Raw genomic sequence first — 22002 nt, forward strand, 5'->3', positions numbered from 1 at the left:
GTGGTGTGTCGAGGTTCGAAGGTATGACGGCACCGGTCGCTGTGGCGTGGTACCTACCAACCCTCGAGGGCGCACCTGCCATTCCCCGGCTGCTGGTACAGGGCCGGTCTGTCCGCGAGGGCACAGGCTCACCGAATACGGTCAGGGTCTTTTCAATATTCCTGAATAACAGCGTCATCGCTGACGTTGTATAGAACTTCCGGCAGAAGTTTTTGCCGGGAATGGGTTGCTACGCGCCGTAAAAGAGGATTCAGACACTCGCATCGACAATAAAAAACAAACATCAACACTCCAACAACAATAGCAAGTGCTTGTTCTGCCGTTTCAAAAAATAACCAATTCGGGGAACCACCATGAAGATGTTTAAGAAAGCGTTCTGTGCCTTGGCTCTGGCGGCGGCAGTTGTTCTGCCGACCCACGCCGAAGAAAAAACCATCACCATGGGCACCTTGTCCTGGGAAGATTTGACACCCATCACCGGTATTACCAAGAAAGTGCTGGAAGATCAGGGCTATACCGTCAAGGTCACCCAATTCTCCGAGTGGGGTATCGCCTACGCGGCACTGGGCAAGGGCGATGTGCAGATCCTCGCCTCGCAGATCGACTATGCCGCCAATGACTACTGGAACAAGAACAAGAACCGGCTCGAGAAGATCTCGCCGGTTTCCTACGGCCTCTACCAGGCCATCGCCGTCCCCAACTACGTGACCATCAATTCCCTGGAAGAGCTCAACGCCAATGCCGACAAGTTCGGTGGCAAAATCATCGGTATCGAACCCGGTTCGGGCCTGATGAGCGACGCGGCCAACGCCGTCAAGGCCTATGGCCTCAAGCTCAACCTGCTCGAAGGCAGTACCGCGGCGATGACCGCCGCCCTCAAGGCCGCCGTGGACCGCAAGGAATGGATCGCCGTGGCGATCTGGGATCCGTCCTGGATGACCCAGAAGTTCGACGTCAAGTTCCTCGCCGACCCGAAAGGCATCTTCCCGCCACCGCAAGGCTACTACTGGATCGGCCAGAGGGGCTTCAGCGCCGCCAATTCCCGTGCGCGCGAAGTGATCGCCAGTGTCTATGTGCCGCTGGCCGACATCAAGGCGATCAATGGTGCCGTCAAGGATGGCAAGAGCATGGACGCGGCAATCAAGGACTGGACCGACAGTCACGCCGAACTGCTCAAACGCTGGGAAAACATCAAGAAAGACTGATTGTTTTGAAACTTGCCAGCTGCCGAACTTGAATGCATTACAGGCCTGAACTTAAAAAGGCCGGACGGGATTGATATGAGTACGCAAACAGTAGACGCCCAAGAAGTACTGGTGAGTTGCCAGTCTGTCTGGAAAGTATTTGGCGAGCGCTCCGAAGAGGCGATGCGCGCGGTCATTGAAAAGGGGCTCTCGAAGAAACAGATACTGCATGACTACAGTTGTGTCGTGGGGGTATCGGACGTCAATCTGGAAGTGCGCCGTGGTGAGATCTTCTGCATCATGGGCCTGTCCGGCAGCGGCAAGTCAACCTTGATCCGGCTGTTGAACAAACTCATCACGCCCAGTGCCGGCAAGGTGCTGGTCAAGGGGCGTGAACTCAATTCGCTCAACCCCCAGCAACTGCGTGACATGCGTGCCAAGCACATTGGCATGGTGTTCCAGAGTGTGGCCCTGCTGCCACACCGCACGGTGCTGGAAAACACCGCCTTCGGCCTGGAGGTACAGGGTGTACCCAAGGCCGAACGGCTGAAAGTGGCCGAACGGGCCTTGGCCAAGGTCAGTCTCAGCGACTGGGCCAACCGCTACCCCAACGAACTCTCCGGCGGCATGCAGCAGCGTGTCGGCCTGGCCCGCGCCATCACCGCGGACCCTGAAGTGATCCTGATGGACGAACCGTTCAGCGCGCTCGACCCGCTGATCCGTCGCCAATTGCAGGATGAGTTCCGCCAGTTGACCAAGGAACTGGGCAAGTCGGCGGTGTTCATCACCCACGACCTGGAAGAGGCGATCCGCATCGGCGATCGCATCGCCATCATGAAGGACGGCATGATCATTCAGGTCGGTACGGCCGAGGACATCGTGCTCAACCCGGCCGACGACTATGTGGCTGAATTCGTCGCCGGCATCTCGCGCCTGCACCTGGTCAAGGCGCATTCGATCATGGCTCCGGTGGCCGTGTTCCAGCAGGTCCATCCGGGCGTCGACGTGTCGCGCCTGGCCCAGGTGGCCTCGGATGCCGACCTGGACCACATCATCGGCCTGGCGACCCAGTCCGAGCGTGATGCGCTGGCGGTGGTCCAGGCCGGCGTGGTGGTCGGGGTGATCACCATTCGCGATCTGCTGCGCGGCGTGCAAGGCATCGCCAACGAGCACGCCGAAGTGGCCGGCGAACTGCGGGAGAGGGCGTGATCATGGCCTTCGAAAGCTTCCCCGAACAATTCGACAGCACGGTCGATGCGATGCTCGAATGGCTTCAGGATAACGCCTCCTCGCTGTTCGACGGCATCAACGCCGGGCTGCAGGGCCTGTACCAGGGCCTGTACTGGCTGCTGCAACTGCCACCGTTCTACGTGACGGCGCTGTTGCTGGCGTTGCTCGGCTGGCGCCTGGCCGGCTTGCGTTTCGCCCTCGGCACGCTGGCGGCCATGCTGTTCTGCGCGCTCATCGGTATGTGGGGGGAAACCATGAGCACCCTGGCACTGGTGGTGGCCGCCACCGTGCTGGCGCTGCTGGTCGCCATTCCGCTCGGCGTGGTGGCGGGCCTGCTGCCGGCCCTGGACCGGATCGTGGAGCCGGCACTGGACCTGATCCAGACCCTGCCGCCCTACATCTACCTGCTGCCGGCCATCGCCTTGCTCGGCTATGGCCCCGGTACCGCGCTGATCGCCACCTTCATCGTCGCCTTCGCTCCGGCGTTTCGCCTCACCGCGCTGGGGATCCGCATGACGCCCACCGCGTTCGTCGAACTGGGTCACGCCAGCGGTGTGACCGGCTGGCAGATGTTCAGCAAGATCCGCTTGCCGTTCGCCCTGCCGGGCATCATGGCCGGGGTCAACCAGAGCCTGATGATGGCCTTCGGCATGGTGGTGATTGCCGGCATCGTCGGTTCCGGCGGGCTGGGACAAGTGATCTACAACGCCATCCGTACCCTCGACATCGCCACTTCGATCGACGCCGCCATTGCCATCGTGATCCTGACCATGGTGATCGACCGCATGGCCCAGAGCGCCACCCCCAAAGCCCGGGAGAATCGCGAATGAACCTCGCCGACCTGCAGTTTTCTCCAGGGCGCTACATCGCGCCGGTGGTCGATTGGCTCAATACCAACCTGCACGGCTTCTTCGCGGCCGTGAGCAGCCTGATCTCGCGGGTGCTCGGTTTCGTGGAGTCGGCTTTCCTGGCCCTGCCACCGCTGGCGGTGATCGCGATCGTGTTCATCGGCACGCTGCTGGCGGCGCGCCTGCGCGTGGCGATACTGGCGGTGGTCATGCTCGGCTTCTGCCTGCTCGCCGGATTGTGGACCGCCTCGATGCAGACCATCGCGCTGGTGTCGGTGTCGGTGCTGATCTCGGTGAGCATCGCCTTCCCGCTGGGTATCCTGGCTTCGCGCATCAAGCGGGTCGACGCCATGCTCAGCCCGCTGCTGAACGTGATGCAGACCGTGCCGCCGTGGGTCTACCTGATCCCGGCGGTGATGATCTTCAGCCTTGGCCGCGTGCCGGCGATCATCGCCACGGTGATCTACGGCATTCCACCGATGCTGCGCCTGACCACCCTGGCGTTCAACCAGATCCCCAAGCACATGCTGGAGCTGGGCAACGCCATGGGCGCTTCGCCGCGCACCATCCTGTTCAAGATCGAAATCCCGCTGGCCATGCCGACCCTCCTGGTCGGCCTGAACCAGTGCATCCTGCTGTCGCTGGCGATGGTGGTCCTGGCCGGGCTGGTCGGTGCCGGTGGCCTGGGCGCCGAGGTGACCCGTGGGCTGACGCGCATGGAAATGGGCCTGGGCCTGCGCGCGGGGCTGGCGATCGTCGCCGTCGCCTTGCTGCTCGACCGCGTCTCGCGCGGTGTGCTGGAACGCAATCGGCAGCCACGCCACGGGAAATGATCACCATGAAGAACAGCTTTTTCTGCATCGACGCACACACCTGCGGCAACCCGGTACGACTGGTGGCGAGTGGCGCACCGATGCTGCCGCACCTGCCCATCGCCGAGCGCCGCGAGTTGTTCGTCGAGCGCCATGACTGGGTCCGCCAGGCGCTGATGTTCGAGCCGCGCGGCCATGACGTGATGTCCGGCGCGATCCTCTACCCGCCGTATCGCGACGACTGCGACGTGGCCGTGCTGTTCATTGAGGTCAGTGGTTGTCTGCCGATGTGCGGCGCCGGGACGATCGGCCTGGTCACCAGTGCCCTGCAGGAAGGGCTGGTGACGCCACGGGTGCCCGGCAAGCTGGCGCTGGAAACGCCAGCCGGTCGGGTCGATGTCGAGTACCGCATGCAGGACGGCCGGGTCAGCAGTGTGAAGATGCTCAACGTCACCAGCTACCTGCATGCCATCGATGTGACGGTGGAGATTGAGGGAGTAGGGCGGCTAAGCGTGGACATCGCCTACGGCGGCAACTACTACGCGGTGGTCGAACCCCAGTCGAACTGGCCGGGGCTGGAGGGCGCCAAGGCCTCCACGCTGATTGCCCTGAGCCAGAAGCTGCGCAGCGCATTGGCCTCGGTGATCGACCCGGTCCATCCGCTCGATGAGCGCATCCGTGGCGTGCATCACGTGATCTGGTGCGACCAGCCGGACAACCCGCAGGTCGATGGGCGCTGCGCGGTGTTCTATGGCGAGCAGGCCATCGACCGCTCCCCGGGCGGCACCGGCACCAGCGCGCGCATGGCACAACTTCACGGCCGTGGCCGGCTCGCGGTGGGCCAGGATTTCCGCCACCAGAGCCTGATCGGCACCACCTTCACCGGACGGGTCGAGGCACAGACCACGCTCGGTGCCCATACCGCTATCCAGCCCAGCGTAACGGGTTGGGCCAGGGTCACCGGATACAACACGATCGTCGTCGACGACGAGGATCCGTTGGCCCATGGCTTTCAGATCACTTGATATGAGCAATACATGGTAGACAGAAGAGTTTTCAGCGGTGGCCTGCAGGTCAAGAACTATCGCTACGTACAAAAAAATGAAGTATCGCCGCCAGCGCAGGCGGCGGTCGGGTTCATCCTGCTGGAGCACTTCTCGATGCCGGCCTTCACGCAGGCCCTCGATACCCTGGTTACGGCCAACCTGCTGCAGCCGTCCTGGTTCGCCACCCGGACGATGACAGTCGGTGGGCAGGATGTCATCAGTGACCTGGGCATTGTCATTCGCCCGGACACCGGGCTCGCCGATTGCAGTCCGGACGACTTCGACCTGCTGGTGGTGTGTGGTGGCCTGCGTTCGCCGTTGCACGAGCAGCCTGAGTTGCGCGCCTTCCTGAAAAAGGCCGCCGAAAAGGATATCGCACTGGGCGGTCTGTGGAGCGGTGCCTGGTTCCTGGCGCAGGCCAATCTGCTCGAAGGCTATCGATGCGCGATTCACCCCGAGCATCGCCTGGCCCTGGCCGAGGCGGCCAGGGAAACCCAGGTCACCAGCGAAAGCTACATGGTCGACCGTGACCGCTATACCGCCGCCAGCCCGACCGGCGCGTTTTACATGGTGCTGGAGTGGATCGGCAAGATGCGCAACGGCGCGCTGGTCGACGGCATCATCGACATCCTCGCCTTCGAGGCGTCGCGCTATCGCCGGGTCAATCCCAAGCTGCACATCAAGATGGCCGAGCCGCTGCGCGAGGTGGTCAAACTCATGGAGTCCAACCTGGAAGAGCCACTGGACCTGATGCAGTTGTCGAGCTACGTCAACCGCTCGCGGCGACAGATCGAGCGGCTGTTCAAGGAACAGCTGGACACCACGCCACGCCGTTACTACCTCGAACTGCGGGTGACCGAGGGCCGCCGGCTGCTGCAGCACTCGGGGCTGACCATCGTGCAGGTCGCCGTGGCCTGCGGCTTCGTCTCGCCCAGCCACTTCAGCAAGTGCTACACCGCCTATTTCGGCTATCCGCCTTCGCGGGAAAAACGCTTCGAGTAAACCGCCGTCGACTGCCCGGGCCCTGGCCCTCCCTACGTTCTGGATCGAGCACAATGAAAATAAGAGACAAATTGACGTGTGTGTTTGCGGGGATCGCCGGTGTCCCGCTGCTGTTGGTCGCAGCGGTGGTGGTGGTCAATCTGCGTGATGAGGCCAGGGACAACTTCGTCGACAGCAGCACCCGCGAGATTCTGCAGATCGACAACGGCATGCAGCAGTTCTTCGACGGCATCGCCCAGAACGTCCAGTACCTGTCCCAGGACCCTCGCCTGGCGTCGCTCTCCGGGCTAAAGCGGTACATGGCTGCCGACGCTGCGACCGTCGCGCCGCCGGCGATCGCCAAGACGACGCTGGATATCTTCGACAGCTTTGCCAAGGCGCACCCGAACACCGCCTATGTGTCGCTGGCCACCGACGACGGGGGCTACGTCGCCTGGCCGGACGTGCCGGACCTGGCCGGTTATGACCCGCGCACGCGGCCCTGGTACCGCCTGGCGATGGCGGTACCGGGCAGCATCGTGCGCACGCCGGCGTACTACTGGGCGGCCAGCGATTCGGTGCTGATCTGCACCATGCGCACCCTCAATGACGCGCAGGGCAACCCGCGTGGCGTGGTCGGCCTGGATGTGTCGCTCAAGCAACTGACGGAGCTGGTGCGCAAGATCAGGCTGGGGCGCAGCGGCTACCTGATGCTCACCGAAGCCGATGGCAACGTCTTGGTCGATGCCGCCGATCCGGCGCATTCGTTCAAGCGCCTGGCTGACCTGGGCGGTGACTACGCGCCCTTGGCGGCACTGCGCGAAGGCTCGACAGAGGTCACGCTCAAGGGCGTGACCTACATGGCCAATGTCTACACCTCCAAGGCCCTGGGCTGGCACCTGATCGGGCTGATCGAGAAGCAGGAGGTCATGGCCAAGGCCGATCGCCTGAGCTGGATCATCCTCTGGGCCGCGCTGGTCATGGCGGTGCTGTTCGCCCTGGTGGGTGCGCGGTTTGCCGGGATCATCGTGCGGCCGATCCGCGGCGTTGCCAGTGGCCTGCAGGACATCGCCCAGGGCGAGGGCGACCTGACCCGCAACCTGGCCGTGCGCGGCAATGACGAAACGGCGGTGCTGGCCGGCTGGTTCAACGAGTTTCTTGGTGCCATCGCGCAACTGGTGCGCAACATCGGCCAGACCTCGAGCAGGCTGCAGCGCACCAGTGGTGGCACCCGCCAGGTCGCCCACGCGGTGAACGATGCCGCGTTGCGCCAGCGCGAGGCGCTCGAACTGGTCAGCACCGCATTCAACGAAATGGTTGCCACCGCCAACGAGGTGGCGCGTTCGTGCTCCGAGGCGGCGGCGTCGGCCGACGCCGGCCAGCGTGACGTGCAGAGCGGGCAACGGCAGATCGACGAGGCGACCGACAATGTCGGGCAGTTGTCGAGCAACCTTGAGCAGGCCACCGAGGCCATGCAGGCACTGGAATCGGACAGCCGCAACATCAACGGCATCCTCGACACCATCCGCTCGATTGCCGAGCAGACCAACCTGCTGGCGCTCAACGCGGCCATCGAGGCGGCGCGTGCCGGCGACCAGGGACGAGGGTTCGCCGTGGTGGCCGACGAGGTGCGGGCGCTGGCACGGCGCACCGCCGACAGCACCGGCGAGATCGACGGCCTGCTGGGCAACCTGGTGCGCGGCACCGAGAACGTCACCCGGCAGATGCAGGCCAGCGTCGACATGTCGCGCCAGAGTGTCGACCGTATCCAGCAGGCCCGGGAAAGCTTCAACAAGATACGTGATCAGGTGGATAACATCCGAGATCAGAACAGCCAGATCGCCACCGCCGCCGAAGAGCAGCACCAGGTGGCCGAGGATATCAACCGACACATCACGCAGATTCATACCGATGCGCGCGAGGTCGAGGACCTGGCCCGCGCCGCCCGCAACGATGCCGAGCAACTGGCGGATATTTCCAGCGAACTCAATACGCTGGTGGGGAGGTTCAAGTACTGAGGTCGAACCAACCGTTGCCGGTCATGTTCAGGTTCATCCGGTACGACAGCCTGGTATCAGAGGTTCCAGGCAACCTTCAGCCCCTCATGGATCGCTTCCTCGACCGTCCGCGGCGCCAGGCAGTTGCCGATGCGCTGGAAGTCCACCAGCCCCTGCAGTTCCTCGCCCAGGCTGTCGACCGGCTGATGCCTCTGGCACAACACCAGGGTATCGACCTCCTTCGAACAGCATCGGCTCGCCGCATCTCAAGGGCGCCTTGTCCATGAACGTCGCTTTCTGGGTCGATCACGGCGAAGAGCTCGAAGAGTGGTTCAATGCCTGGGCAAGCAAGTAAAGTAGCCAGGGTCGGGCGCTAGCGTGGTGCCCGGCCCGTTCCAATTCCCAGCCTGTAGGAGTGATCCGCTTGAATGACCTTCTGCACACCGCTGCCGCGTCGGCGGCCATCGAGCGTCAACTGCGTGAGCAACTGGCGGCCTGTTACCGGTTGATTGCGCATTTTCGCATGACCGACCTGATCTTCACCCACATCTCCCTGCGCCTGCCCGGGCCGGAGCACCATTTCCTGATCAACCCCTATGGGCTGCTGTTCGATGAGATTACTGCGTCGAGCCTGGTGAAGATCGGCCTCGACGGGCGGGCGGTGGAGGACTCGCCGTACGCGGTGAACCCGGCCGGTTTCGTGATCCACAGTGCGATCCACGGCGCCCGCGAGGATGCGCAATGCGTGCTGCACACCCATACCAGGGCCGGTTGCGCGGTGGCGGCGCTCAAGTGCGGGCTGTTGCCGGTGAACCAGATTTCCATGGAGTTCTATGGCCGCACCGCGTACCACGATTATGAGGGGGTGGCGCTGGACCTGGATGAGCAGGCGCGGCTGGTGCAGGACCTGGGCGACAAGTCGGTGATGATCCTGCGCAACCATGGCCTGCTGAGCGTGGGCAGGACCGTGGGCGAGGCGTTTCTGCGCATGTATTACCTGGAGAAGGCGTGCGAGATCCAGGTGACGGCGCAGGCCTGCGGCGAGCTGGTGTTGCCGTCCCATGAGGTGTGCGTACACACCGAGCGGCAGTTCAACGACCCGGGGCGGCCGGTGGAGGAGGGGCAGTTGACCGATCCGAATGCGATGGAGCTGGCCTGGTCGGCGATGTTGCGATTGCTGGAACGGGTGGCGCCGGATTATCGCGATTGACGTGTTTGAACTCTCGGGCCCTGTTCGCGGATGAATCCTGCTCCCACAAGGTGTCGCGGTAACCACAAACAGTGTGGGCGCCGCAAAACTGTGGGAGCAGGATTCATCCGCGAACAGGGCCCTTGAGCCCTACCCCTGCGTGTCAGATGTGCAGGGCATGCCCCAGCGCCTTGAGCGCCGCTTCCTGCACCGCTTCACCCAGGGTCGGGTGGGCATGGATGGTGCCGGCAATGTCCTCCAGCCGCGCGCCCATTTCCAGCGACTGCCCGAAGGCCGCCGCCAGTTCCGAAACGCCCACGCCCACCGCCTGCCAACCGACGATCAGGTGATTGTCGCGCCGCGCCACCACCCTCACGAAGCCATTCCTGGACTCCAGGGTCATGGCCCGGCCGTTGGCGGCGAACGGGAAGCTGGCGACGAGGCAATCCAGCCCGGCCGCCTTGGCGTCGTCCGGCGTCTTGCCGACCACCACCAGTTCCGGATCGGTAAAGCACACCGCCGCAATCGCCGTCGGGCTGAACTCGCGGTGCTGGCCGGCGATCAGCTCGGCGACCATTTCCCCCTGGGCCATGGCGCGGTGAGCCAGCATCGGCTCGCCGGTCAGGTCACCGATCGCCCAGACGTTGCGCATGCTGGTCTGGCAATGGCTGTCGACGCGGATCGCCGAACCGTTCATGGCCAGCGCCAGGGTTTCGAGATTCCAGCCCTGGGTCCGTGGCTTGCGACCCACCGCCACCAGCACCTGGTCGGTCGCCAACGGCAGGGTTTCGCCCTGGGGATCACGCACCTGGAGGCTGTTGCTCGCCGCGTCGAAACCTTCGACGCTGTGCCCCAGCAGCACGTGGATACCCAGCGCCTTGACCGACTCGGCCACCGGCTGGGTCAGTTCGCGGTCATAGGTCGGCAGGATACGGTCGCGGGCTTCGACCACCGTGACCTCGGCACCGAGCTTGCGGTAGGCGATGCCCAGTTCCAGGCCGATGTAGCCGGCCCCGACCACCACCAGGCGCTTGGGCACCGAGGTCGGCGCCAGGGCTTCGGTGGAGGAGATCACCGGGCCACCGAAGGGCAGCATCGGCAATTCCACGGTCTGCGAACCGTTGGCCAGCAGCAGGTGTTCGCACTGCACGCGCAGGCCATCGATGTCGACGTTCTTGCCGTCGATGATCTTGGCCCAGCCGTTGATGACCTGGACGCCGTTCTTCTTCAGCAGCCCGGCGACGCCACTGGTCAGGCGGTCGACGATGCCGTCCTTCCACTCCACGCTCCTGGTGATGTCCAGGGTCGCCTGCGCCACCTGGATGCCCAGCGGCGAGTGGTCCTTGCTGTAGCCCTGGGTGGCATGGAACTGCTCGGCGACATGGATCAGCGCCTTGGACGGAATGCAGCCGACGTTCAGGCAGGTGCCGCCCAGGGACTGGCCTTCCACCAGGATGGTCGGGATGCCCAGTTGCCCGGCCCGAATGGCCGCGACATAGCCGCCGGGGCCGCCGCCGATGATCAGCAGGGTGGTGCTTTGAGTCTGTTGCATGCTCACTCCACAAACAGGCAGGCGGGTTGTTCGAGCAGGCCGCGAATGGCCTGGATGAATTGCGCCGCGTCCATGCCGTCGACCACGCGGTGATCGAACGAGCTGGAAAGGTTCATCATCTTGCGCACGACGATCTGGCCCTTGATCACCACGGGCCGCTCGACGATGCGGTTGACGCCGACGATCGCCACTTCCGGCAGGTTCAGCACCGGGGTACTGACGATGCCGCCAAGGGCGCCGAGGCTGGTCAGGGTGATGGTCGAACCGGACATCTCCTCGCGGGTCGCCTTGCCGCTACGGGCGGCCTTGGCCAGGCGGTTGATCTCGTCGGAGGTTCCCCACAGGTCGAGGCTCTCGGCATGGCGCACCACCGGCACCATCAGGCCGCCGTCGGTCTGCGCGGCGACGCCGACATGCACCGCGCCGTGACGGGTGATGACCTGGGCCTCGTCGTCGTAGCGCACGTTCATCTGCGGGAAGTCGCGCAGGGCCACGACCATCGCCCGTACCAGGAACGGCAGCAGGGTCAGCTTGCCGCGGCTGTCGCCGTGCTTGTGGTTCAGGTGCACGCGCAGCTCTTCGAGGGCGGTGACATCGACCTCCTCGACGTAGCTGAAGTGCGCGGCGCGGCGCTTGGCGTCCTGCATGCGCTGGGCGATCTTGCGGCGCAGGCCGATCACCGGGATCTGTTCCTCGTCGGTGCGTCGGGCATAGCGGCCATCGCTGCCGCGCGCCGGCTGTTCGGCCTGGGCCAGGTAGGCGTCGAGGTCCTCATGCAGGATGCGCCCGGCCGGGCCGCTGCCGTGGACGAAGCGCAATTCGATGCCGGCATCCCAGGCGCGTTTGCGCACCGCTGGCGAGGCCAGTGGGCGTTCGTCGGGCTGGCGGGCCACCACCGGTGCCGCGCGGGTCGGTGCAGGGGCCGATGCCGCTGCCGGCTTGGCGACCGCCACTTCGACCGGTTTCTCCTGTACCGGTGCGGGTGCCGCCTTGGCCGCAGGCGCTTCGCCGCCTTCGCGCACGTTGCCGGCGCCTTCGACCTCGATGCTGATCAGGATGCTGCCCACCGCCATGACTTCACCCGGCTGGCCGCCGAGGGCGATCACCTTGCCGTGCACCGGCGAGGGGATGTCGACCATGGCCTTGTCGGTCATGACATCGGCCAGCACCTGGTCCTCGACCACCAGGTCGCCGACCTGCACGTGCCATTGGGACAGTTCCACTTCCGCGATGCCTTCGCCGATATCCGGCATCTTGATGACGTGAGTACCCATTCAGACCTCCATGACCCGTTTCAAAGCCGCCCCGACCCGAACCGGGCCAGGGAAGTACGCCCACTCCTGCGCATGGGGGTAGGGCGTGTCCCAACCGGTGACGCGTTCGATCGGCGCCTCCAGGTAGTGGAAGCAGTGCTCCTGCACCAGCGAGATCAGCTCGGCCCCGAAACCGCAGGTGCGGGTGGCTTCGTGGACGACCACGCAGCGACGGGTTTTCTTCACGGAATTGACGATGGTGTCCAGGTCCAGCGGCCAGAGGCTGCGCAGGTCGATGACTTCGGCATCGACGCCGGTTTCCTCGGCGGCGGCCTGGGCCACGTGGACGGTGGTGCCGTAGGTGAGAATGGTCACTTCGCTGCCCGGGCGGGTGATCGCCGCGCTGTCCAGCGGCACGGTGTAGTAGCCATCGGGTACGGCGCTGGCCGGGTGTTTCGACCAGGGGATGACCGGTTTCTCGTGGTGGCCGTCGAACGGGCCGTTATACAGGCGCTTGGGTTCGAGGAAGATCACCGGGTCATCGTTCTCGATGGCGGCGATCAGCAGGCCCTTGGCGTCGTAGGGGTTGGAGGGCATCACGGTGCGCAGGCCGCAGACCTGGGTGAACATCGCCTCCGGGCTCTGGCTGTGGGTCTGGCCGCCGTAGATGCCGCCGCCGCAGGGCATGCGCAGGGTCATCGGCGCGACGAACTCGCCGGCCGAGCGATAGCGCAGGCGCGCCGCTTCCGAGACGATCTGGTCGGAGGCCGGGTAGAAGTAGTCGGCGAACTGGATTTCCGCCACCGGGCGCAGGCCGTAGGCGCCCATGCCCACCGCCACGCCGACGATGCCGCTTTCCGAGATCGGGGCATCGAACACCCTCGAGGTGCCGTACTTGGCCTGCAGGCCCTCGGTGCAGCGGAACACGCCACCGAAGTAGCCGACGTCCTGGCCGAACACCACCACGTTGCTGTCGCGCTCGAGCATCACATCCATGGCCGAGCGCAGGGCCTGGATCATGGTCATGGTGCTGGTGGCCACGGCGTTCTCCGTTTGCAATTTGCTGTGATCGTTCATGGCTTATAACCCCAGTTCCTGGCGCTGCCGACGCAGGTGGTCGGGCATTTCCTTGTAGACGTCCTCGAAGATGGTCGCGGCGCTCGGCATCTGTCCGCCGGCCAGGGTGCCGTACTGTTCGGCTTCCTTCTGCGCGGCGATGACTTCGGCTTCCAGCTCGGCGCTGACGGCGGCGTGTTCCTCTTCGGACCACTGGCCGATGGCGATCAGGTGCTGCTTGAGGCGGGCGATCGGGTCGCCCAGGGGAAGTGGCTCCAGTCGTCGGCGGGACGGTACTTGGACGGATCGTCGGAGGTGGAGTGCGGGCCGGCCCGGTAGGTGACCCACTCGATCAGGGTCGGGCCGAGGTTGCGCCGGGCGCGTTCGGCGGCCCAGCGGGAGGCGGCATACACCGCGAGGAAATCGTTGCCGTCGACCCGCAGCGAGGCGATGCCGCAGCCGACGCCGCGGCCGGCGAAGGTGGTGGCTTCACCGCCGGCGATGGCCTGGAAGGTGGAGATCGCCCACTGGTTGTTGACCACGTTGAGAATCACCGGGGCGCGGTACACGTGGGCGAAGGTCAGGGCGGTGTGGAAGTCCGACTCGGCGGTGGCGCCGTCGCCGATCCAGCCCGAGGCGATCTTGGTATCGCCCTTGATCGCCGAGGCCATGCCCCAGCCGACCGATTGCACGAACTGGGTGGCGAGGTTGCCGGAAATGGTGAAGAAGCCATGGTCGCGCACCGAGTACATGATCGGCAGTTGCCGGCCCTTGAGCGGATCGCGCTCGTTGGACAGCAGCTGGCAGATCATGTCCACCAGCGGCACTTCGCGGGCCATCAGGATGCTCTGCTGGCGGTAGGTGGGGAAGCACATGTCGTCGATGTTCAGCGCCAGGGCCTGGGCGCTGCCGATGGCTTCCTCGCCGAGGCTCTGCATGTAGAACGACATTTTCTTCTGGCGCTGGGCGACCACCATGCGGCTGTCGAAGATGCGGGTCTTGAGCATGGCGCGCATGCCCTTGCGCAGGATCTCCAGCGGCATGTCCTCGGCCCAGGGGCCAAGGGCCTGGCCCTGGTCGTCGAGCACGCGGATCAGGCCACGGGCCAGGTCGGCGGTGTCGGCGGGTTCGACGTCGATGGGGGGCTTGCGGACCTGGCCGGCATCGGTCAGGCGCAGGTAGCTGAAGTCGGTCTTGCAGCCCGGGCGTCCCGAGGGTTCGGGTACGTGCAGGCGCAGCGGTGGGTACGCTGTGGTCATGGCTTTCTACGCTCTATCTTGTGAATTTCTTGTAGTGGGCGCGCGAGCTGGCAATCATTCCCTGGGTAAGGGAAATCTTGTCCTACAACAATCATAGGCCGGTCGTAGGAGAATATTTCTCTCTGTTTGGTTGCGCCTGAGATTATTTGCAGATAAAAAATCTGCATAAGCATAAAAAACAGGTGATTTTCTCTCATGCGCAAACTGGATCGCACCGACATCGGCATTCTCAACAGCCTTCAGGAGAATGCCCGCATCACCAACGCGGACCTGGCCCGTTCGGTCAATCTGTCGCCGACCCCGTGTTTCAACCGGGTGCGGGCGATGGAGGAGTTGGGACTGATCCGCGAGCAGGTGACCCTGCTCGATGCCGACCTGCTCGGCCTGCACGTCAACGTGTTCATCCACGTCAGCCTGGAGAAACAGGTGGAGGAGGCCCTGCAGCACTTCGAGGCGGCGATCGCCGATCGGCCGGAGGTGATGGAGTGTTATCTGATGGCGGGGGACCCGGACTATCTGATCCGCGTGCTGGTGCCGACCATCCAGGCGCTGGAGCGCTTCATGATGGACTTTCTGACCAAGGTGCCGGGGGTGGCGAACATCCGTTCCAGCTTTGCGCTCAAGCAGGTGCGCTACAAGACGGCGCTGCCGTTGCCGGCTGGCGGTCTGACGCTGGCGATGTAGGGAAAAGGCGAAGGAAGGGTGGGACTTTCGTCAGCCGCGACCCCGGATGTCAGGGCTGACGAGTTCGAGGACTTACAGGTTGTCCTTCTTTTCTCCGGCAGACAGGCCGGCCTGGATCCGCTGGTAGATCTCTTCACGGTGCACTGCCACGTCTTTTGGAGCGTTGATGCCGACGCGTACCTGCTGGCCGCTGACGCCCAGGATCGTGATGGTGATGTTGTCGCCGATGTTAATGCTTTCACCGATTTTGCGGGTGAGTATCAGCATGTCTTTACTCCTTGATTGTTACTACTGAAGTGCCTTTCTCAGGCATTCCTGGCTTAGGTCTTACATACAGAATACCGCCAAGTCGATCCGAGCGGGTGGTTCATTACAGACGTCATTTCATTCTATTTAATTCCCCTGCACCGGAAAATCGTCGGTAATTCAGCCTGATAAGGGAGCGGCAGGGCGGATCTACTTCGGATGAGACTGGCCGTAAGGTGATAAAATCACATTAACTGACGATTACGGGAGACGCTCTGTGCGCAGAATAGCAGTGATGATGGCATTCGTGGTGCTGGCCGGTTGCGGCGAGGGTTCGGGCAACAAGGCCGAGCCGGCCAAGGCGGCCATTGCACCGGTGGCCGCGGCCGTGCAGGCCACAGGCTGGGACCTGCTGATCAAGGACGACAAGTCCAAGGCGCTGACCGACTGGACCGCGTGGCTGATCGAGCACGGTTTTCCGTTCAAGATCCTCGATGATGGCCAGGTCATCGCCGGCCCGTTCGCCACCAGGGAAATTGCCGAGCAGAAGAAGGCGCAACTGGCCGACAAGCAGAACATGCAATCGGAGGTGGTGGAGCACAAGGCGCAGCCTTGAGGCTTGATCCTGAGGGCCCACCAGAAAGCCGGGTGTCACCGATTGGCGAGGCAGGTCAATGCGGGTGCGGTGTGTTCGTCGGATCCACTACCTGAAACACCTTGCCATTGCGCCAGGCATCCGCCCCTGGCGCAATGGCAGGCGCCGGTATATCGGCCCGCGCCTTCTTTTTCTGCGCGCTGTCTATCCCGAATCGACGATCCCGTTCGGCCACCATTTCCGGATCGCTCTGACCCTCTGCGGTGAAGCCCATCATGAGCTGTGGAACGCCAAGGGGAAGATCCTTATTCAGATCGGTATGCCAGGTATGCCAGGTCTTGCCGTAGGTATGGACGAGCTTTTCCATCAAGGCATGTTCGGCCAGTTCGGGAATCCCGGGAGCCACGAGCTGGCCTGATTTGACTTCGTGAACATGACTGTGCCAGAGCGCTTGCTCGGCTTTGGGCAGACCGGCGAACAATGACTCGCTGATGATGTACTCGACCCCCATCAACTTGGCGTCCTGGCGATTACCGTCGTAGATCACGCACTGGATCACCTCCTCGTTCAGGATGGTGCAGTAATGATGTGCCTCCATCTGCGCTTCCATGTGTCCGTTATAAAAATGGAAACCATCCAGGTAGGCATTCAACGCGTCTATCGGCGGGCGCGCTTGAAGCAATGCGGCGCCCGTATCCAGGGAACGGGTGGTGAGTGACGGGGCGTCGCCCGGGGCGACCACCCCAGACGGCGAATTGTTGCCAGCGCATGCGCTCAGGAGCGCGGCGAGCGCTGTCGCGTAGAGCGCTTTGACCGGGTGGCCTGTTCGTACTTCATTCATTCCAGAGTCCTTTCCGTCAAGGGGGGTCGGTTTCCGTCTTTGTACCCTGCAAACGCTTTTTCAGCGGGCATGCTGCTTGATGGACCAGTAATCGGTCAGTGTCCCCGCCTTGCCTTGTACGGGGTCCTGGTCGGGAAAGGGCAGGGTGGCGATACGTTCAAGCTGTGTCTGGCTCGGTGCCTGCCGGCAGATATCGGCATGCTGGCCTGGTGGATACGCCCCAACCACCAGAAAGTCGGCACTCGAGCCGAGATTGCAGTGCCCCGTTCCCGCAGGAAGCAGCAACACGTCGCCCGGCCCCACTTCGATCACATGCCCATCCGGGCCGCCCAGCATCAGGCGTGCCTGGCCGCTTGCGACACCCAATACCTCGTGTCCTTCGGTGTGGTAGTGATGATAGTCATACACCCCGTCTCGCCATTGAGGCGGCCAGCCGTGAGCCGAGAAGGTCTTCTCAAGCAGCGTCGCCTGATCATCACCTGATGCAGCGATCGCGTTTCGATAAATGATCACTGGCAGGCGGGGATGATTCGGTACCCAGTCGTTGCGTTCCAGCATGAGTGTTTTCGGTGTGTTCACCGTGTCTCGAAGGTCTTTCATGTCAGCCATCTCCTGGATGGAAAACTACCCGGCATGAGATTTATGAGCGGGATCTGCCAGGTTCGTTCCTCCAGGAAGGGGAGAGCCAGGCTGTGGCGCCGGCCGCTTTCGGCGGTGCGAGGTCCTGAAGTCGAGTTACCGCTCGTCAGACATGCAGCGGATTTCTTGAACAGGCGATTCGTTCTCTCGGACAGATTGAACATGTGCTGACGAAAATTCCCTTTCGTCTCGCCTCTGGGAGAACGCAATGAAAGCCATCGTGTACAACGGTCCTCGCGACGTCAGCGTGCAAAATGTGCCGGACGCCAGGATCGAAAAGCCCACCGACGTGCTGGTACGAGTGACGACCACCAACATCTGCGGATCTGACCTGCATATGTATGAAGGCCGCACTTCTTTTGAAACAGGCAGGGTATTCGGCCATGAGAACCTGGGCGAGGTCATCGAAGTAGGTGCCGCTGTCGATCGGATCAAGGCAGGCGACCGGGTGTGCCTGCCCTTCAACATCGGCTGCGGCTTTTGCGAGAACTGTGAGAAGGGCCTGACCGGATTCTGCCTGACGGCTAACCCGGGCAGCGCGGGTGCGGCCTACGGATTCGCTGAAATGGGGCCTTATCAGGGCGGGCAGGCTGAACTGCTGAGGGTGCCATATGCCGACTTCAACTGCCTGGTGTTGCCCGATGACGCGCAAGAACGTGAAGACGATTATGTCATGCTGTCCGATATCTTCCCGACGGGATGGCATGCAACCGAGCTGGCTGGCCTCCTGCCGGGGGAGAGCATTGCCATCTACGGTGCCGGCCCGGTTGGCCTGATGGCCGCCCATTCGGCCATGATCAAGGGCGCCTCCGAGGTGTTCGTGGTCGACAGCCATCCCGACCGTTTAAGGCTCGCGGCCCAGATGGGGGCCACGCCCATCAGCGCGCTTGAGAAGGAGGCGGTGGATCAGATATTGAACCTGACCCATGGCAAAGGGACCGATCGCGGCTGTGAGTGTGTGGGCTATCAATGCTGTGACCGCCACGGGCATGAAGCCAATCACCTGACCATGAACAATCTGGTCGCCTCGACAAAGGCGACTGGCGGCATCGGTGTCGTGGGCGTGTTCGTGCCGCAGGATCCGGGTGCTGAAAATGAATTGGCCCAGGAAGGCAAGATGGCTTTCGATTTCGGTGCCTTCTGGTTCAAGGGGCAGCAGATTCGAACCGGGCAGGCCAATGTCAAAGCCTACAACCGTCGTCTGGCCGAACTGATCCATCATGGCCGCGCCAAACCTTCCGGGATCATCTCTCATCGTCTCAAGCTTGCCGAAGGCCCGGACGCCTACAGGCACTTCGACGCGCGCGACGATGGCTGGACGAAGGTGGTGCTCAAGCCCGCAGCTTGAAACGACCCGACCATTTCGGTTTGTGCAGGTTCGCGATGACCGCTACGAGGCCTCGCGCTCTGCATGACCCTCTCGCTCAAAGGTGAACGATCATGAAAAGGTTATCCATGTGCCTGGGCTTGTGCACGGTATTCATGCTTCATGGATGCTTCGACAAGTCCGATAACGAAACGAAGAACAATTCCAGTGGTACCCAGTCTTCTGTACAGATGCAAAAGGGAAAGGCAGAGGAGAGTCAGTAACGGGATGATGGCGCAGGAAACGGTCGGGAAATCCTGCCGGTTCAGCCGCAGGCCTTGAGATCCACCGCGCCGACGAACTCGTTGCCGCGGCCCATCACGCAGGCCACGCTCTGGTTGCGCTGGCGTTCCCATGGCTGTACCGGGTAGGTCTTGTCCCAGGCTTCATACAGCTGGCGATCCTGTTTCGACAGGCGCAACCCGTACTGCTTGCTCATGTAGAAGTAGGTGCGGGCGATCATTCCGCGGATCGAGGGCCGCGGCATGACCTTCTTGGCCTTGAAGTCGACCTGGGTCAGGCATGAGCCGTACTGGCCCTTCTGTTCCGGAAGCCAGCCGAAACTGAAATTGCTGCGATCGCCATTCACCTCGCCGATGCTCGGCACCAGGTTGTGCAGGTCGGCTTCGGCGCGCTGGTAGGTCGGATCGCTCTGCGTACAGTTCTTGCGCCCGCCCTGTTGCCAGCACTGGCGCTGATGGCCGATCTGCCAGGCCGGCACGATATGTTCCCACTCGATGCGCGCCGCGCGGGCGGCGTTCTTGCGCGGTACATAGCCGCAGGCCTGGAGGTCGACCCGGTTGCCGTTGTACTTGCAGCCGCAATAGAACTCCGTGGATTGTCGTTCATACAGCTTCCAGGCGACTTTCTTGGCTTCGCTGAAGGTTCGTGGGGCGTCGGCCTGGGCGGGCAGCACCCAGCACAGGCCGAGCAGGGCGATGACGGGCAGACGCATCACTCAGTCTTCCTTGGGCACGGTCCAGAAAATCTGTACGCCACCGTCATCGCGGTAGGCGAGGGTGACGTTGTCGTTTTCGTCGATCTCCTCGAGCAACTGTTCCCAGTCCTCGGAGGGCTCGTCCGGCATGCGGAAGATCAGCGCGGCCTTGGCCTGTTGGGCCGCTTGGGAGTTGATGATTTTCTGTACGCGCAGGCCCATGCGCTCGTAGGAACTGAGGGCGGCGGAGGCTGAAGTTGGGTTTGCCACGAAACAATCCTTAATTAAGCTGTACGTGCATACAGTATTTAACTGTAGGCAGTTTCGCAACTATCAGAGAGATCTAGAGCGTTTCTGACAGCGCTTTTTATGATTTGGCGTCAGCTGTAGGAAAAATTATAAGGATTTGCCTGAGCCTGAATGTCAGCAAATGGCTGCCTGCCAAGTGAGGTTTTTCGCGGCCTCTGGTGGGCGGAAGGCGCATAGCTTGCAGGAGCTTTGTATCGGCACCCGATGCACTCTCGTACGTCGTGGCTAAAGTTCAGCAGGCCACCGCCGATACGCCGGTACAGAAATTTTCCGAGGTTCTTACCATGTCAGTAGGTTTTCCTTCTCCCGGCGGCCTGATGATCAACGGCCACACCGCCGGCTCGACGGAGTCCAAGACCATCGCCATGACGAGCGAGATCGACAAGGCGGTCAAGGACAGCGATGAGGCCGACAGCAAGGACGGCAAGGTCCGTACTGGCGGCGGCAGCGCCGAAGCGGCCGGCGGCGCCCAGGAAAGCTCGGGCGGTGGCCACAACGCCGCGGTCAAGGCGCTGCAGAAGCGCATGAAGGAGTTGCAGCAGCAACTGCGTGAGCTTCAGCAGCAGTTGGAGGCCGCGCAGAAGGCTTCCTACCCTTCGGAGGATGCCCGTACCAGCGCGGTGATGGCTGTCCAGGGGCAGATCAGTACCGTCAACGGTGCGCTGATGACGACGGCCGCGGCACTGCTCCAGGCCCTGACCAAAGAGGCCAAGTCCGGCAGCAGCGGCTCGCTGGTCAGCACCACCGCGTAACCTGTTCCCACAGGGTTTCTTCGCACTTTCCCCTCGCCACCGGGCATCGCGCCCGGTGGCCGACTCACGACTATTCTTTGGATCGAACCCAGGGCAGCCCGTTGACAAATGTCGATGAGGTTCGCATAGTTCATTCACGCAAACGTTTGCGCGGGTTGTTTCCCTGGCGTTCCACCGTCGTGGAAGCGTCCTGTCGCGTGGCTGACGTTGCTCACAATAATCATAAGATCCGGAGTGAACCCCATGAAGTTGCCATTCGCTGGTCGTCTGCTCGCTGTCGCCGTACTCGCTGCCACCTTGCCGATGTCGTCGGCCTTCGCTGACGCGGCCAAGCCCAAGGTCGGCCTGGTCATGAAATCCCTCGCCAACGAATTCTTCGTCACCATGCAGGATGGGGCCAAGGATTACCAGAAAACCCACTCCGCCGATTTCGACATGATCACCAACGGGATCAAGAACGAAACCGACACTGCTGCCCAGATCGACATCGTCAACCAGATGATCCTGTCCAAGGTCGATGCCCTGGTGATCGCCCCGGCCGACTCCAAGGCCCTGGTGACGGTACTCAAGAAAGCCTCCGATGCCGGCATCAAGGTGGTCAACATCGACAACCGCCTCGACCCGCAGGTGCTCAAGAGCAAGAACCTCGACATTCCCTTCGTCGGCCCGGACAACCGCAAGGGCGCGCGCCTGGTCGGCGACTACCTGGCCAAGACCCTGGCCTCCGGCGACAAGGTCGGCATCATCGAAGGCGTACCGACCACCACCAACGCCCAGCAGCGGACCGCCGGTTTCAAGGACGCGATGGATGCCGCCGGCATGAAGATCGTCTCCACCCAATCCGGCAACTGGGAAATCGACCAGGGCAACAAGGTTGCCTCGGCCATGCTGAGCGAATACCCGGACCTCAAGGCGCTGCTGGCCGGTAACGACAACATGGCCCTGGGCGCCGTGTCCGCGGTGCGTGCCGCCGGCAAGGCGGGCAAGGTGCAGGTGGTCGGTTACGACAACATCGAGGCGATCAAGCCGATGCTGCAGGACGGCCGGGTGCTGGCCACCGCCGACCAGGCCGCGGCCCAGCAGGCGGTGTTCGGTATCCAGAACGCGCTCAAGCTGGTCAAGGGCGAGAAGGTCGATGCCGTCGATGGCGTGATCGAGACCCCGGTCGAACTGGTTCTCAAGAAATAACCCCGAGAAGCAACCCCTGGCTGCAACCGCGCCCGCTC

20 protein-coding genes and 4 pseudogenes are annotated in these 22002 nt (G+C 63.0%); 14 read left to right on the plus strand and 10 right to left on the minus strand.

Going from position 1 to position 22002, the window contains the following annotated elements:
• Positions 1–353: 353 nt before the first annotated feature.
• The 8 genes and pseudogenes from ACM62G_RS22965 to ACM62G_RS23000 all read left to right on the plus strand — a co-directional run.
• Positions 354–1205, plus strand: a complete 852-nt coding sequence (locus tag ACM62G_RS22965) for a glycine betaine ABC transporter substrate-binding protein (RefSeq protein ID WP_419735623.1) — start codon at positions 354–356, stop codon at positions 1203–1205.
• Positions 1206–1280: 75 nt separating this feature from the next.
• The gene (locus ACM62G_RS22970; RefSeq protein ID WP_054064476.1) at positions 1281–2393 is read left to right on the plus strand and encodes a quaternary amine ABC transporter ATP-binding protein; all 1113 of its coding nucleotides are present in this window, start codon (positions 1281–1283) and stop codon (positions 2391–2393) included.
• 2 nt (positions 2394–2395) lie between these two features.
• On the plus strand, positions 2396–3244 hold the full coding sequence (locus ACM62G_RS22975; protein WP_419735624.1) for an ABC transporter permease: 849 nt from the start codon (positions 2396–2398) through the stop codon (positions 3242–3244).
• Positions 3241–4095 carry an ABC transporter permease gene (locus ACM62G_RS22980; RefSeq protein WP_273826283.1) on the plus strand — a complete coding sequence of 285 codons (855 nt, stop codon included), beginning with the start codon at positions 3241–3243 and terminating at the stop codon, positions 4093–4095. The genes ACM62G_RS22975 and ACM62G_RS22980 overlap by 4 nt, the downstream gene beginning before the upstream one ends.
• A gap of 5 nt (positions 4096–4100) precedes the next feature.
• Positions 4101–5099 carry a 4-hydroxyproline epimerase gene (locus ACM62G_RS22985; protein ID WP_419735625.1) on the plus strand — a complete coding sequence of 333 codons (999 nt, stop codon included), beginning with the start codon at positions 4101–4103 and terminating at the stop codon, positions 5097–5099.
• A 12-nt stretch (positions 5100–5111) separates the two neighbouring features.
• A complete protein-coding gene (locus ACM62G_RS22990; RefSeq protein WP_419735626.1) occupies positions 5112–6122 on the plus strand; it encodes a GlxA family transcriptional regulator in 1011 nt (336 codons plus the stop codon).
• Positions 6123–6331: 209 nt separating this feature from the next.
• Positions 6332–7258 (plus strand): annotated as a pseudogene (locus tag ACM62G_RS22995) (cache domain-containing protein); the annotation flags it as partial.
• Positions 7259–7576: 318 nt separating this feature from the next.
• Positions 7577–8119 (plus strand): annotated as a pseudogene (locus tag ACM62G_RS23000) (methyl-accepting chemotaxis protein); the annotation flags it as partial.
• A 56-nt stretch (positions 8120–8175) separates the two neighbouring features.
• On the opposite strand, the pseudogene ACM62G_RS23005 reads toward ACM62G_RS23000, so the two are convergent.
• Positions 8176–8359 (minus strand): annotated as a pseudogene (locus ACM62G_RS23005) (hypothetical protein); the annotation flags it as partial.
• A 163-nt stretch (positions 8360–8522) separates the two neighbouring features.
• On the opposite strand from ACM62G_RS23005, the gene ACM62G_RS23010 reads away from it, so the two are divergent.
• Positions 8523–9308, plus strand: a complete 786-nt coding sequence (locus ACM62G_RS23010) for a class II aldolase/adducin family protein (RefSeq protein WP_419735627.1) — start codon at positions 8523–8525, stop codon at positions 9306–9308.
• Between the two features lie 142 nt (positions 9309–9450).
• On the opposite strand, the gene lpdA is transcribed toward ACM62G_RS23010, so the two are convergent.
• The 4 genes and pseudogenes from lpdA to ACM62G_RS23030 all read right to left on the minus strand — a co-directional run bounded on the left by lpdA (position 9451) and on the right by ACM62G_RS23030 (position 14407).
• A complete protein-coding gene (lpdA, locus tag ACM62G_RS23015) occupies positions 9451–10839 on the minus strand; it encodes a dihydrolipoyl dehydrogenase (RefSeq protein ID WP_419735628.1) in 1389 nt (462 codons plus the stop codon).
• Between the two features lie 2 nt (positions 10840–10841).
• Positions 10842–12113: a dihydrolipoamide acetyltransferase family protein gene (locus tag ACM62G_RS23020; RefSeq protein ID WP_419735629.1), complete on the minus strand. Its 1272-nt coding sequence runs from the start codon at positions 12111–12113 to the stop codon at positions 10842–10844.
• Positions 12114–13169 (minus strand): alpha-ketoacid dehydrogenase subunit beta, encoded by a 1056-nt coding sequence (locus ACM62G_RS23025; RefSeq protein WP_054057758.1) that lies wholly within the window; start codon positions 13167–13169, stop codon positions 12114–12116. It lies immediately after the preceding gene.
• 3 nt (positions 13170–13172) lie between these two features.
• Positions 13173–14407, minus strand: a pseudogene (locus tag ACM62G_RS23030) (3-methyl-2-oxobutanoate dehydrogenase (2-methylpropanoyl-transferring) subunit alpha).
• Positions 14408–14602: 195 nt separating this feature from the next.
• Here ACM62G_RS23030 and bkdR point away from each other — a divergent pair.
• Entirely contained in the window at positions 14603–15091 is a 489-nt protein-coding gene (gene bkdR / locus ACM62G_RS23035) for a Bkd operon transcriptional regulator BkdR (protein WP_010443703.1), read from the plus strand.
• Between the two features lie 72 nt (positions 15092–15163).
• Here the strand turns inward: bkdR and csrA are convergent, their stop codons facing one another.
• Positions 15164–15358 carry a carbon storage regulator CsrA gene (gene csrA / locus ACM62G_RS23040; RefSeq protein ID WP_054057756.1) on the minus strand — a complete coding sequence of 65 codons (195 nt, stop codon included), beginning with the start codon at positions 15356–15358 and terminating at the stop codon, positions 15164–15166.
• A gap of 256 nt (positions 15359–15614) precedes the next feature.
• Between csrA and ACM62G_RS23045 the strand changes: the two genes are divergently transcribed.
• On the plus strand, positions 15615–15953 hold the full coding sequence (locus ACM62G_RS23045; RefSeq protein WP_419735630.1) for an SPOR domain-containing protein: 339 nt from the start codon (positions 15615–15617) through the stop codon (positions 15951–15953).
• Positions 15954–16008: 55 nt separating this feature from the next.
• On the opposite strand, the gene ACM62G_RS23050 is transcribed toward ACM62G_RS23045, so the two are convergent.
• Both ACM62G_RS23050 and ACM62G_RS23055 read right to left on the minus strand, forming a co-directional pair.
• Entirely contained in the window at positions 16009–16773 is a 765-nt protein-coding gene (locus tag ACM62G_RS23050) for an OBAP family protein (protein WP_419735631.1), read from the minus strand.
• Between the two features lie 60 nt (positions 16774–16833).
• Positions 16834–17373 (minus strand): cupin, encoded by a 540-nt coding sequence (locus ACM62G_RS23055; RefSeq protein ID WP_419735632.1) that lies wholly within the window; start codon positions 17371–17373, stop codon positions 16834–16836.
• 247 nt (positions 17374–17620) lie between these two features.
• Between ACM62G_RS23055 and ACM62G_RS23060 the strand changes: the two genes are divergently transcribed.
• On the plus strand, positions 17621–18760 hold the full coding sequence (locus ACM62G_RS23060) for a glutathione-independent formaldehyde dehydrogenase (protein ID WP_419735633.1): 1140 nt from the start codon (positions 17621–17623) through the stop codon (positions 18758–18760).
• 283 nt (positions 18761–19043) lie between these two features.
• On the opposite strand, the gene ACM62G_RS23065 is transcribed toward ACM62G_RS23060, so the two are convergent.
• Both ACM62G_RS23065 and ACM62G_RS23070 read right to left on the minus strand, forming a co-directional pair.
• A complete protein-coding gene (locus ACM62G_RS23065) occupies positions 19044–19733 on the minus strand; it encodes an endonuclease (protein WP_054057768.1) in 690 nt (229 codons plus the stop codon).
• A gap of 3 nt (positions 19734–19736) precedes the next feature.
• The gene (locus ACM62G_RS23070) at positions 19737–19937 is read right to left on the minus strand and encodes a DUF1654 domain-containing protein (RefSeq protein ID WP_054057767.1); all 201 of its coding nucleotides are present in this window, start codon (positions 19935–19937) and stop codon (positions 19737–19739) included.
• Between the two features lie 371 nt (positions 19938–20308).
• Between ACM62G_RS23070 and ACM62G_RS23075 the strand changes: the two genes are divergently transcribed.
• On the plus strand, positions 20309–20776 hold the full coding sequence (locus tag ACM62G_RS23075; RefSeq protein WP_241494469.1) for a hypothetical protein: 468 nt from the start codon (positions 20309–20311) through the stop codon (positions 20774–20776).
• A gap of 243 nt (positions 20777–21019) precedes the next feature.
• Positions 21020–21964, plus strand: a complete 945-nt coding sequence (locus tag ACM62G_RS23080) for a sugar ABC transporter substrate-binding protein (RefSeq protein ID WP_054057750.1) — start codon at positions 21020–21022, stop codon at positions 21962–21964.
• The last annotated feature ends 38 nt before the right edge of the window (positions 21965–22002 follow it).

The sequence above is a fragment of the Pseudomonas sp. COR18 genome, assembly GCF_048568395.1.
Classification (GTDB): domain Bacteria; phylum Pseudomonadota; class Gammaproteobacteria; order Pseudomonadales; family Pseudomonadaceae; genus Aquipseudomonas; species Aquipseudomonas fuscovaginae_B.